We start from the raw sequence: 12,393 nt of genomic DNA, 5'->3' as shown, positions 1-12,393 counted from the left end.
CAGCGCGGCCGAGGACCGCCGCCGCGGTCCGCGGTGGACCGGAGTAGGCGGGTGGGTCCTGCTCGGTGCGCGGGACCCGCCTCGCACCTCAACCGGCACGGCCCGCCTCCGCGGCGATCGTCGTGTCGTCACCGTGGCCGGTCCTGACGACCGTGTCCCCGGGGAGGGGCGGCAGCGTGTCCCGGATGGATCGCACGATCGTCGGGTGGTCGCCGGAGCTGCGGCCGGTGGCGCCGGGCCCGCCGTGGACCACGTCCCACAGCATCTGGTCGGCGGGGTGGGACCAGATCGGCGCGCCGGTGGCCTCGCGCAGGTCGACGGCGGCGGTGACGTGGTCGTCGTGCCCGTGGGTGAGCGCGATCGCGGTCACCCGCCGGCCGCCGACGGCCTCGACGATCGGCCCGACCCGGTGCGGGGCGTCGATCACGAGCACCTCCTCGTCGTCGCCGACGAGCCAGACGTCGTCGTCGACGTCGAAGTCCTGCCCGTCGAGGCTGGACACCCCGCTGACGACGGCCTTCTCGATGCGGGCGCTCACTTGTCGAGCACCACGACCGAGCGCAGCACCTCGCCCCGGCGCAGGTCGTCGAAGGCCTCCTCCACGTCGTCGAGGCCGATGGCCTCGCCGACGAACTCGTCGAGCGGGAAGCGGCCCTGCAGGTACAGGTCGACCAGCATCGGGAAGTCGCGGGACGGCAGGCAGTCGCCGTACCAGGACGACTTGATCGCCCCGCCCCGGCCGAAGACCTCGATGGCCGGCAGCTCGATGCGCACGTCCGGGGCGGGCACGCCGACCATGACGACGCGGCCGGCGAGGTCGCGGGCGTAGAACGCCTGCTCGAAGACCTTCGGGTGGCCGACGGCGTCGATGGCGACGTCGACGCCGAAGCCGCCGGTCAGGGCCCTGATCGCCTCGACCGGATCGGTCTCCTTCGAGTTCACGGTGTGGGTGGCGCCGAACTGCCTCGCCCACTCGAGCTTCCGGTCCTCGACGTCGACGGCGACGATCGTGGTCGCCCCGGCGAGCTTCGCGCCCGCGATGGCGGCGTCGCCGACCCCGCCGCAGCCGAAGACGGCCACGCTCTCGCCCCGCCTGACCGCGCCGGTGTTCATCGCGGCACCGGCGCCGGCCATGACGCCGCAGCCGAGCAGCCCGGCGGCGGTGGCCGGGGCGGCGGGGTCGATCTTCGTGCACTGCCCGGAGTGGACGAGCGTCTTCCCGGCGAACGCGCCGATGCCCAGTGCCGGGGACAGCTCCGTGCCGTCGGCCAGGGTCATCTTCTGCGCGGCGTTGTGGGTGTCGAAGCAGTACTGCGGCTCGCCCCTGAGGCAGGCGCGGCACTGCCCGCACACCGCCCGCCAGTTGAGGACGACGTAGTCGCCGACGGCCACGTCCGTCACGCCGTCGCCGACCGCCGAGACGACCCCGGCGGCCTCGTGGCCGAGCAGGAACGGGAAGTCGTCGCTGATGTTGCCCTCGCGGTAGTGCAGGTCGGTGGCGCAGACGCCGCAGGCCTGCACGTCGACGATCGCCTCACCGGGCCCGGGGTCCGGCACGAGGATCGTCTCGACGGTCACCGGGGCACCCTTGCTGCGGGCGACGACGCCCTTCACCTCGTAGGTCATGGCGGTGGAGCTCCTCTCCTGGAGATGCGCGAGCGGGTCGCGCCGGTGGGGACGGGTGTCCGGTGCAGGAGCGCTGCCGGACGACGGTCCAGCCACCCCTTGACCCCTGCCCGACGTCACCCTAGATTGTTGGACGACTGATATACCAGTTCTCGTCATGAATTCCGACAGAGGGGATCACGGCATGGCCGTCCAGATCGACGAGGCTCCGCCGACGGCTCCCGGCCGCTGGCTCGACCGGTCGCTGGAGGCCACCGACCCGGAGGTCTTCGAGGCGATCGCCGCCGAGCTGACCCGGCAGCAGACCACGCTGGAGATGATCGCCAGCGAGAACTCTGCCCCGGTCGCGGTGATGCAGGCCCAGGGGTCGGTGCTGACCAACAAGTACGCCGAGGGCTATCCCGGCCGGCGCTACTACGGGGGCTGCGAGCACGTCGACGTCGTCGAGCAGCTGGCCATCGACCGGCTGACGACGCTGTTCGGCGCCGAGTACGCCAACGTGCAGCCGCACTCCGGTGCGCAGGCCAACGCGGCGGCGATGTCGGCGCTCCTGCAGCCCGGGGACACCATCCTGGGGCTGGACCTGGCGCACGGCGGTCACCTGACCCACGGGATGAAGCTGAACTTCTCCGGCAAGCTCTACGACGTCGCGGCCTACCACGTGCGGCCCGACGACCACCGCGTGGACATGGCCGAGGTCGAGCAACTGGCGCACGAGCGCCGGCCCAGGCTCGTCATCGCCGGCTGGTCGGCCTACCCGCGGCAGCTGGACTTCGCCGAGTTCCGGCGGATCGCCGACGAGGTCGGCGCCTACCTGATGGTCGACATGGCCCACTTCGCAGGACTGGTGGCCGCCGGACTGCACCCCTCGCCCGTCCCGCACGCGCACGTGGTCACCTCGACCACCCACAAGACCCTCGGCGGTCCGCGCGGCGGCGTCATCCTGGCCACGGGCGAGCTGGCCAGGAAGTTCAACTCCTCGGTCTTCCCCGGCCAGCAGGGCGGGCCCCTGGAGCACGTGATCGCCGCCAAGGCGGTGGCCTTCAAGCTGGCCGGCGAGCCCGCGTTCCGCGAGCGCCAGGAGCGGACGCTCGCCGGCGCCCGGATCCTGGCCGACCGGCTGCTGGCACCGGACTCCCGGGCGGCCGGCGTCGACGTGGTCAGCGGCGGCACCGACGTCCACCTCGTCCTGGTCGACCTGCGCGGGTCGGAGCTCGACGGCCGGCAGGCCGAGGACCGGCTGCACGCCACCGGCATCACCGTCAACCGCAACGCGGTGCCCTTCGACCCCCGCCCGCCCATGGTCAGCTCCGGGGTCCGCATCGGCACCCCCGCGCTGGCGGCCCGCGGCTTCGGCCTCGACGACTTCGCCGAGGTCGCCGACGTGATCGCCGCCGCCCTCCGCCCCGACACCGGGGACGAGGAGCTGGCCCGGCTCCGCACGCGGGTCACCCGGCTGGCCGACCGCCACCCGCTCTACCCCGACCTGACGGAGGTCCCCCGATGAGCCCCCGCACCCCCGGCGCGGACCTGCCCGAGCACCCGGACCGTCTCTGGCGTGACGCGGAGCCGAAGCGCTCCTACGACGTGGTGATCGTCGGAGGCGGCGGGCACGGCCTGGCCACGGCGCACTACCTGGCCAAGAACCACGGCATCACGAACGTGGCGGTGCTGGAGAAGGGCTGGCTGGCCGGCGGCAACATGGCCCGCAACACCACGATCATCCGCTCCAACTACCTCTGGGACGAGAGCTCGGCCATCTACGAGCACGCGCTGAAGCTGTGGGAGGGGCTCGAGGAGGACCTCGGCTACCCGATCCTGTTCAGCCAGCGCGGCGTGCTCAACCTCGCCCACACCCTGCAGGACGTCCGTGACAGCGTGCGCCGGGTCGAGGCGAACAAGCTCAACGGCGTCGACGCGGAGTGGCTGGAGCCGGACGAGGTCCGCAAGGTCTGCCCGGTCGTCAACACCTCGACCGACATCCGCTACCCGGTCCTGGGGGCGACGTACCAGCCGCGCGCGGGCATCGCCAAGCATGACTACGTGGCCTGGGGCTTCGCCCGCCGCGCGGACGAGGCCGGCGTCGACCTCGTCCAGGACTGCGAGGTCACCGGGTTCACCACCGACGGCAACCGGGTCACCGGGGTGCGGACCACCCGCGGCACCATCGGCGCGGGCACCGTGGCCCTCTGCGCAGCCGGCCACACCTCCGTGCTCACCGGCATGCTCGGCATCCGCGTCCCGGTGCAGAGCCACCCGCTGCAGGCGCTGGTCTCCGAGCTGCTCGAGCCGGTGCACCCCACGGTGGTCATGTCCAACGCCGTCCACGTGTACGTCTCGCAGGCGCACAAGGGCGAGCTGGTCATGGGCGCCGGCGTCGACTCCTACAACGGCTACGGCCAGCGCGGCGCCTTCCACGTCATCGAGCGCCAGATGGCCGCCGCCGTCGAGCTCTTCCCGGTGTTCGCGCGGGCGCACCTGCTGCGCACCTGGGGCGGCATCGTCGACGTCAGCCCCGACGCCTCGCCGATCGTCGGGCGGACCCCTTACGACAACGTCTACCTCAACTGCGGCTGGGGCACCGGCGGGTTCAAGGCCACGCCCGGCATCGGCTCGGCCCTGGCGTACACCATCGCCCACGACGAGCCCCACCCGTACGTGGCGCCGTTCACCCTCGACCGCTTCGTCACCGGCGCGCTCGTCGACGAGCACGGCGCGGCTGCCGTGGCCCACTGACGCCCTCGCCCAGCCCACCCAGGAGTCTCCCGTGCAACTCATCGCGTGCCCGTGGTGCGGCCCCCGCGAGGAGGTCGAGTTCCACTACGGCGGCCAGGCCCACGTCCCCTACCCGGACAGCCCCGCCGAGCTCTCCGACGAGGAGTGGGCGCACTACGTCTTCTTCCGCGACAACCCCAAGGGCCGCTTCGCCGAGCGCTGGAACCACAGCGCCGGCTGCCGCCGCTGGTTCAACGCGATCCGCGACACCGCCACCTACCGCTTCGAGCGCGTCTACCGCCTCGATGACCCGAAGCCGGGCGTGACCGAGCTCGCGAGGTCGCGCGAGGAGGGAACAGCCCCGTGACGAGTCCCTTCCGCACCTCGACGGGCGGCCGCATCGACCGCGCCACCACCGTCGAGTTCACCTTCGACGGGCAGACCCTTCGCGGTCACCCCGGCGACACGCTGGCCTCGGCGCTGCTCGCGAACGGCCGGCACCAGATCGCCACGAGCATCAAGCTCGGCCGGCCGCGCGGCATCGCCGCCGCCTGGGCCGAGGACCCGGGCGGCCTGGTGCAGATCGAGGAGCCCTTCCCCGAGCCGATGCTCCTGGCCACCACCGTCGAACTCCACGAGGGGCTGGCCGCCCACGGCCTGCCGGGGCAGGGCCGCCTCGCCGACGTCCCCGACTCCGCCCGCTACGACGCGGTCCACCACCACGTCGACGTGCTGGTCGTGGGTGCCGGACCCGCGGGGCTGGCCGCCGCGCTCACCGCCGCGCGGGCCGGTGCCCGCGTCGCGCTCGTCGACGAGCAGTCCGAGGCCGGCGGCTCGCTGCTGTCGGGCACCGAGCGGCTCGACGACGCCCCCGCGCTGCAGTGGGTCGCCGCGGCGGTCGCCGAGCTGGCCGGCCTCCCCGAGGTGCTGCACCTGCAGCGCACCACCGCCTTCGGCAGCTACGACGACGGCTTCGTCCTGGCGCTGGAGCGGCGCACCGACCACCTCGGTGCCGCCGCGCCCAAGCACGTCTCCCGCCAGCGGGTGTGGCGCATCCGGGCGCGCTCGATCGTCGTCGCGACGGGGGCGCACGAGCGCCCGGTCGTCTTCGCCGACAACGACCGGCCGGGGATCATGCTCGCCGGCGCCGCCCGCACGTTCCTGCACCGCTACGGCGTGCTGCCCGGCCGCGAGGCCGTCGTGTTCACCACGAACGACAGCGCCTACGACGCCGCCCTCGACCTGCACCGCGCGGGTGTGCACGTGCAGGCGGTGGTCGACGCCCGGCCGGAGGGCTCGCCGCGCCGCGCGGAGTGTGAGCGCGCCGGCATCCGCGTCCTGTCCGGCGCCGTCGTGACCGGCACGCGGGGCGCCGAGCGGATCACGCACGCCCTCGTCGCCCCGTTCGCGGACGGCGAGGTCGGCGCCGGCAGCGCGATCACCTGCGACCTGCTCCTGGTCAGCGGGGGCTGGAACCCCGCGGTCCACCTGTTCAGCCAGGCCCGCGGCCGGCTCCGCTACGACGCGGCCCTCGGCGCCTTCCTCCCCGGGGAGGAGCTCGACGGCCTGGCCGTGGCCGGCTCCGCTGCCGGTGTGCCCGACCTGGCCGGCTGCCTGACCGACGGGCAGCGCGTGGCCCGCGCCACGCTGGCCGGCCCGCCGGCGGCCGACGACCGGCTGCCCACCGCCCCGGAGTCCGCCGTCCCCACCCCGCCCCTGGTGCTGTGGCGGGTGCCGGACACCTCGGGCGCCGACGGCAGCACCTCGTTCGTGGACCTGCAGCGCGACGCGACGGTCGCCGACATCGCCCGCGCGATCGGCGCCGGCCTGCGCTCCATCGAGCACGTCAAGCGCTACACGACGATCGGGACCGCGCACGACCAGGGCAAGACCTCCGGGGTCCTCACCTCCGGGATCACCGCCGAGCTGCTCGCGATCCCGGTGCAGGACACCGGGACGACCACGTTCCGTCCGCCCTACACGCCCGTGGCCTTCGCCGCGCTGGCCGGCCGCGACCGCGGCCGGCTCTTCGACCCCGAGCGGGTCACCGCCCTGCACGAGTGGCACGTGGCGGCGGGCGCGGTCTTCGAGGACGTCGGCCAGTGGAAGCGCCCCCGCCACTACCCGCGGCCCGGCGAGGACATGGAGGCCGCGGTCCTCCGGGAGTGCGCCGCGGCCCGCACCGGCGTCGGGATCCTCGACGGCTCCACGCTCGGCAAGATCGACGTCCAGGGCCCGGACGCCGCCGTCCTGCTGGACCGGCTCTACACGAACCTGATGAGCAGCCTGAAGGTCGGTTCGGTCCGCTACGGGGTCATGTGCGGCGTCGACGGCATGGTGATCGACGACGGCACGGTGCTGCGGCTGGCCGAGGACCGCTTCCTGGTCCTCACCACCACCGGCGGCGCGGCCAAGGTCCTCGACTGGATGGAGGAGTGGGTCCAGACCGAGTGGCCGGACCTGCGGGTCCACTGCACCTCGGTCACCGAGCAGTGGTGCACCTTCCCGGTCGTCGGCCCGCGCTCCCGCGACGTCGTCGGCGCGGTCTTCCCGCAGGTGGACGTCTCCGCCGAGGCCTTCCCGTTCATGACCTGGCGGGACACCACCCTCGACGGGGTGCCGGTCCGGCTGGCCCGGATCAGCTTCTCCGGCGAGCTGGCCTTCGAGGTCTACGTCAACCCCTGGTACGCGGTCGCGGTGTGGCAGCGGCTGCTCGACGCCGGCCGCCCGTACGGCATCACGCCGTACGGCACGGAGACCATGCACGTCCTGCGCGCGGAGAAGGGTTACCCGATCATCGGGCAGGACACCGACGGCACCGTCACCCCGCACGACCTCGGCATGGCCTGGGCGGTCTCGAAGAAGAAGCCCGACTTCGTCGGCAAGCGCTCCTTCGCCCGTCCGGCCAACCAGGACCCGCTGCGCAAGCACCTGGTGGGGCTGCTCCCCGTGGACCGGCAGACCGTCCTGCCGGAGGGCTCGCAGATCGTGGAGTTCCGCACCGACGGCCGGCTGCCGCCCCCGCCGGTCCCGATGCTCGGCCACGTCACCTCCAGCTACCGCAGCGCCGAGCTCGCCCGCCCCTTCGCCCTGGCTCTGGTCAAGGGCGGCCGGGAGCGCATCGGCGAGACCGTCCACGTCCCCGTCGACGGCACCCTCGTCCCGGTCGAGGTCACCGGTCCGGTGCTGGTCGATCCCGAAGGAGCCCGTCGCGATGGCTGAGCTGCTGCGCACCTCCCCGCTCGACGCGTGGACCGACGCCCTCGAGCGCCTGCCCGACACCGTGCGGATCGCCGTCGAGCCGTACGTCGCGATGGTCGACGTCCGGCTCGGCACGGTCGGCGCCGCGGCGTCGGCGGCCCTGGGCGTCGACCTGCCGACGGCTCCCGGCACCTGGGTGCCGGCCGGCACGGGGCGGGCCGTCTGGCTGGGCCCCGACGAGTGGCTGCTCAGCAGCACCACGGAGACGCCGGAGGAGCTCGAGGCCCGGGTCCGCGCCGCCGTCCTCCCGCTGGGCGGATCCGCGACCGACGTCTCCGCGCAGCGGATCGGCCTGCGGCTGACGGGTGCACGGGTGCGCGACGTCCTGGCCAAGGGCTGCTCGATCGACCTGCACCCGCGGGTGTTCGGGCGGGGGAGCAGCGCGCAGACGACGCTGGGCCAGGCCGGCGTCGTCCTCCTGGCCCTCTTCGACGCCGCCGACGACGTCGTCGTCCTCGTGCGGTCGTCGTTCGCCGGCTACCTGGCCGACTGGCTGCTCGACGCGGCCCTCGAGTTCACGACCACCCCCACCCACGACCGCTGACCCGCCGTCAGTCAGGAGCTGAGCAATGTCCACCACCCCTCGTGTGGTCGTCATCGGAGCGGGGATCGTCGGCGCCAACCTGGCCGACGAGCTGACCGCCCGTGGCTGGGACCGCGTCACCGTCGTCGACCAGGGGCCCCTCCCGCTGACCGGGGGCTCCACGTCGCACGCACCGGGGCTGGTCTTCCAGACCAACGCCTCGAAGACCATGACGGCGTTCGCCAGCTACACGGTCGAGAAGCTGAGGAGCATCGACGTCGACGGGGCCTGGTGCTTCAACCAGGTCGGCGGCCTCGAGGTCGCCACGACGCCGGAGCGGCTCGCCGACCTGCACCGCAAGCAGGGCTGGGCCACCTCCTGGGGCGTCGAGGCACGGGTGGTCGACGCGGGCGAGTGCGTACGGCTGCACCCGCTGGTCGACCGTGAGCGCATCCTCGGCGGGCTGTACATCCCCTCCGACGGCCTGGCCAAGGCATCCCGGGCGGTCGTCGCGCTCGCCCGCCGCGCCGAGTCCCGCGGGGCGCGGTTCCAGGGCTCGACCCGGGTGACCGGCATCGAGCAGGCGGGCGGCCGGGTGACCGGCGTCCGGACGCCCGACGGCGTCATCCCCGCCGACGTCGTCGTCTCCTGCGCCGGCTTCTGGGGCCAGGAACTGGGCGCCATGGTGGGGATGGACGTGCCGCTGCTGCCGCTGGCCCACCAGTTCGTCTGGACCGGCCAGGTGCCGGACCTGGTCGGCCGCAACGACGAGCGCAGCGAGGCGAGCCTGCCGATCCTGCGTCACCAGGACCAGGACCTCTACTACCGGGAGCGCGGGGACTGCCTCGGCATCGGCTCCTACGCCCACCGGCCGATGCCGGTCGACCTGCGCGAGCTGCCGCAGGGGGACGGCGTCCGGGAGGAGTCGATGCCCTCGATGCTGCCCTTCACCGAGGAGGACTTCGCCGCCCAGTGGGAGGAGAGCCGGCTGCTGCTGCCCTCGCTGCAGTCCTCGAAGATCGACTCCGGCTTCAACGGAGTCTTCTCCTTCACCCCGGACGGCGGCCCGCTGATCGGGGAGTCGCGGGACGTGGCGGGCTTCTGGATCGCCGAGGCGGTCTGGGTGACCCACTCGGGCGGGGTGGCCAAGGCGGTCGCCCAGCTGCTCGTCGACGGCCGCAGCGAGGTGGACCTGCACGGCTGCGACGTGCACCGCTTCGAGGAGGTCCAGCTCGCGCCGGAGTACGTCCGTGAGACCTCACAGCAGAACTTCGTCGAGGTCTACGACGTGATCCACCCGCTGCAGCCGCGACTGTCTCCCCGTGACCTGCGGCTCAGCCCCTTCCACACCCGGCAGCGGGAGCTCGGCGCGGTCTTCCTCGAGGCCGCCGGCTGGGAGCGGCCGCACTGGTACGAGGCCAACGCGCACCTGGTGGGCGAGCTGCCCGCGGAGTGGGTGCCGCCGGAGCGCGACGCGTGGGCGGCGCGGTTCTGGTCGCCGATCGCGGCGGCCGAGGCGTGGCGGACCCGCACCGCCGTCGCGCTGTACGACATGACGCCCCTCAAGCGGCTCGAGGTCAGCGGCCCCGGCGCTCTGGCGCTCCTGCAGCGGCTCACGACCGGGGAGATGGACAAGTCCGTCGGGTCGGTGACCTACACGCTGGCCCTCGACGAGGGCGGCGGCATCCGCAGTGACCTCACCGTCGCCCGGCTCGGCGAGCAGCTCTTCCAGGTCGGCGCCAACGGCCCCCTCGACCACGACCTCCTGCTGCGCGAGGCGCCGGACGACGGCAGCGTGCAGGTCCGGGACGTCACCGGCGGCACGTGCTGCATCGGGCTGTGGGGCCCGCGCGCCCGCGACCTGGTGACGCGGGTCAGTGCCGACGACTTCACCAACGACGGGCTGAGGTACTTCCGCGCCAAGCGGGCCCGGATCGGGGGAGTGCCGGTGACGGCGATGCGGCTGTCCTACGTCGGGGAGCTCGGCTGGGAGCTCTACACCAGCGCCGACCACGGACAGCGGCTGTGGGACGTGCTGTGGCGCGCCGGCCAGGACCTCGGCGTCGTCGCGGCCGGCCGGGCGGCCTTCAACAGCCTCCGGCTGGAGAAGGGCTACCGCGCCTGGGGCCACGACATGACCACCGAGCACGACCCCTACGAGGCCGGTCTCGGGTTCGCGGTGCGCAAGCAGAAGACCGCGGACTTCGTCGGACGGCAGGCGCTCGAGGGGAGGGGCGACGACACGGTGAGCCGCCGGCTGTCGTGCCTGACGGTCGACGACGGCCGCAGCGTCGTCCTCGGCCACGAGCCGGTGTTCGTCGACGGGCGCCCGGCCGGCTACGTGACGAGCGCGGCCTTCGGGCACACCGTCGGCCGGCCCGTCGCCTACGCCTGGCTGCCGGCCTCGGCGACCGTCGGCACGAGCGTCGAGATCGGGTACTTCGGCGCCCGCATCCGCGCGACGGTCGCCGCCGAGCCGCTCGTCGACCCCGGGATGTCCCGGATCCGGGGCTGAGGGAGGACCTGCCGGACGCCGAGGAGACGGAGCAGCCAGATGACCGGCACGGCGTTGGCCGACCGCACGCCCGCGGCCACCGGCACCTCACCGCACCCCCTCGACCGGGTGCTCGCGACCAGAGCGCCGCTGGTCTGCGGCGTCCTCAACGTGACCCCCGACTCCTTCTCCGACGGCGGGCGCTTCGTCGACGTCGACCGGGCCGTCGAGCACGGGCGCACCCTGGCCGCCGAAGGGGCCGACCTCGTCGACGTCGGCGGGGAGTCCACCCGACCCGGCTCGCGCCCGCCGACCCTCGCCGAGGAGCTGGACCGCGTCGTCCCGGTGGTCGAGGCCCTGAGCCGGCAGGTCCCGGTACCGCTCTCCGTGGACACCTCGCGTCCCGAGGTCATGAGGGCAGCCGTGGCGGCCGGGGCGAGCATGGTCAACGACGTCCGGGCGCTGCGGTCGCCGGGAGCTCTCGAGGCCGCGGCGGAGCTGGGCGTGCCGGTGTGCCTCGTGCACGTGCAGGGGTCGCCGGAGACCATGCAGGAGGACCCGCGGTACCGGGACGTCGTCGTGGACGTGCGCACCTTCCTGGCCGAGCGGGTGCGTGCCTGCCTCGGTGCCGGCATCCGGCAGGAGCACCTCGTGGTGGACCCGGGGTTCGGGTTCGGCAAGACGCTGACGCACGACGTCGCACTCCTGGCGTCGCTCGACGCGTTCACCTGCCTGGGCGTCCCGGTCATGGTGGGGCTGTCCCGGAAGTCGGTGCTCGGGCAGCTCACCGGGCGGACCGTGGCGGACCGGCTGCCCGGCTCCCTGGCCGCGGCCGTCGTGGCGGTCCAGCGAGGAGCCACCCTGCTCCGCGTGCACGACGTCGCGGCCACGCGGGACGTCCTCGCCGTCCTCGACGCCGTTGCTCCGGCCCGGTGACGTGCTGGAACGGCCCCCTGCAGGGTCCTGCCGCGAGCTTGCGAGCGGTGGGGGGCAGGGGGGTCCTTCCTCAGATCACCGCGCGGATCGCCTGCTCGAACCCCAGCACGTGCTCACGGGCGAGGTCGTCGGCCCGGTCGGCGTCGCCGGCGGCGATCGCGCGGAGCAGCTCGACGTGCTCCCCGACGTGCTCGTCGACCGTGGGCAGCCGGTCGAGGAACAGGCAGAAGATCCGCGTCGCCAGGTTGTCGTAGCGGATCAGGACGTCCTCCAGGTGGGGGTTGCCGGCGGCCCGGTAGATGGCCCGGTGCACGGCGAGGTCCCAGCGCATCAGCTCGGTCCGGTCGGTCCGGGCGACGTCCAGGTGCTGGATGCGTGCGGCCAGCTCCTCCAGCTCGGCGAGCGACGTGCGCACGGCACGCTCGGCGGCACGGCGCGCCGCCAACGGCTCGAGCTGGGCGCGGATGTCCGAGATGTGCGCCAGGTCGGAGATGTCCATGCCGGTCGCGAAGGTCCCTCGCCGGGGGTAGGACACCACGAGCCGGTCCCCCTCGAGCCGCTTCAGCGCCTCACGGACCGGCGTCCGGCCCACCCCGAGGTCCTTGGCCAGCTCGTCGTCGTCGATCGGGTCGCCCGGGCGGATGGCGAGCATGATCAGCCGGTCCCTGATCGCCACGTAGGCCTTGTCCGCCAGCGACGCGACGGCGGACGAGTCGAGATCCAGGGGCGCAGCGGTCACGAGCAGATCGTAGAGGCTGTCGGCCGACGGGCCTTGCCTCGTCAGAGGGATCGACATACCGTGACTCTACATCTGATATACCAACTGTGTACCTGGCTC

The 12,393-nt window shown here is 73.6% G+C and carries 10 protein-coding genes; 7 read left to right on the top strand and 3 right to left on the bottom strand.

The window, feature by feature from the left end:
* Positions 1 to 88: 88 nt before the first annotated feature.
* Both BMZ33_RS13475 and BMZ33_RS13470 read right to left on the bottom strand, forming a co-directional pair.
* Entirely contained in the window at positions 89 to 538 is a 450-nt protein-coding gene (locus BMZ33_RS13475; protein WP_091111291.1) for an MBL fold metallo-hydrolase, read from the bottom strand.
* Positions 535 to 1,626, bottom strand: a complete 1,092-nt coding sequence (locus BMZ33_RS13470) for an S-(hydroxymethyl)mycothiol dehydrogenase (RefSeq protein ID WP_091111288.1) — start codon at positions 1,624 to 1,626, stop codon at positions 535 to 537. Before BMZ33_RS13470 ends, BMZ33_RS13475 begins: the two co-directional genes overlap by 4 nt.
* Before the next feature lie 184 nt (positions 1,627 to 1,810).
* Between BMZ33_RS13470 and glyA the strand changes: the two genes are divergently transcribed.
* Genes glyA through folP form a run of 7 tightly spaced genes read left to right on the top strand, consistent with a single transcriptional unit; the run spans position 1,811 to position 11,555 of the window.
* A complete protein-coding gene (gene glyA / locus BMZ33_RS13465) occupies positions 1,811 to 3,133 on the top strand; it encodes a serine hydroxymethyltransferase (protein WP_091111286.1) in 1,323 nt (440 codons plus the stop codon).
* A complete protein-coding gene (locus BMZ33_RS13460; protein ID WP_091111283.1) occupies positions 3,130 to 4,362 on the top strand; it encodes a sarcosine oxidase subunit beta family protein in 1,233 nt (410 codons plus the stop codon). Before glyA ends, BMZ33_RS13460 begins: the two co-directional genes overlap by 4 nt.
* Positions 4,363 to 4,393: 31 nt before the next feature.
* Entirely contained in the window at positions 4,394 to 4,708 is a 315-nt protein-coding gene (locus BMZ33_RS13455; RefSeq protein ID WP_091111280.1) for a sarcosine oxidase subunit delta, read from the top strand.
* Positions 4,705 to 7,563, top strand: a complete 2,859-nt coding sequence (locus BMZ33_RS13450; protein ID WP_091111278.1) for a 2Fe-2S iron-sulfur cluster-binding protein — start codon at positions 4,705 to 4,707, stop codon at positions 7,561 to 7,563. Before BMZ33_RS13455 ends, BMZ33_RS13450 begins: the two co-directional genes overlap by 4 nt.
* Positions 7,556 to 8,146 (top strand): sarcosine oxidase subunit gamma, encoded by a 591-nt coding sequence (locus BMZ33_RS13445; RefSeq protein ID WP_091111276.1) that lies wholly within the window; start codon positions 7,556 to 7,558, stop codon positions 8,144 to 8,146. Before BMZ33_RS13450 ends, BMZ33_RS13445 begins: the two co-directional genes overlap by 8 nt.
* 25 nt (positions 8,147 to 8,171) lie before the next feature.
* On the top strand, positions 8,172 to 10,640 hold the full coding sequence (locus BMZ33_RS13440) for a GcvT family protein (RefSeq protein WP_091111273.1): 2,469 nt from the start codon (positions 8,172 to 8,174) through the stop codon (positions 10,638 to 10,640).
* A 39-nt stretch (positions 10,641 to 10,679) separates the two neighbouring features.
* Complete coding sequence (folP, locus tag BMZ33_RS13435; RefSeq protein WP_091111271.1) at positions 10,680 to 11,555, top strand: dihydropteroate synthase; 876 nt, start codon at positions 10,680 to 10,682, stop codon at positions 11,553 to 11,555.
* 70 nt (positions 11,556 to 11,625) lie between these two features.
* Here folP and BMZ33_RS13430 read toward each other — a convergent pair whose 3' ends face one another.
* Positions 11,626 to 12,294, bottom strand: coding sequence for a GntR family transcriptional regulator (locus BMZ33_RS13430; protein WP_169064289.1), 669 nt, complete (start codon positions 12,292 to 12,294; stop codon positions 11,626 to 11,628).
* Positions 12,295 to 12,393 lie beyond the last annotated feature (99 nt).

Origin of the sequence: Geodermatophilus dictyosporus (assembly GCF_900115505.1) — a bacterium.
Classification (GTDB): domain Bacteria; phylum Actinomycetota; class Actinomycetes; order Mycobacteriales; family Geodermatophilaceae; genus Geodermatophilus; species Geodermatophilus dictyosporus.
The sequence above is the reverse complement of the archived record's forward strand: the minus strand, read 5'-3'. Positions and strand labels throughout refer to the sequence as shown.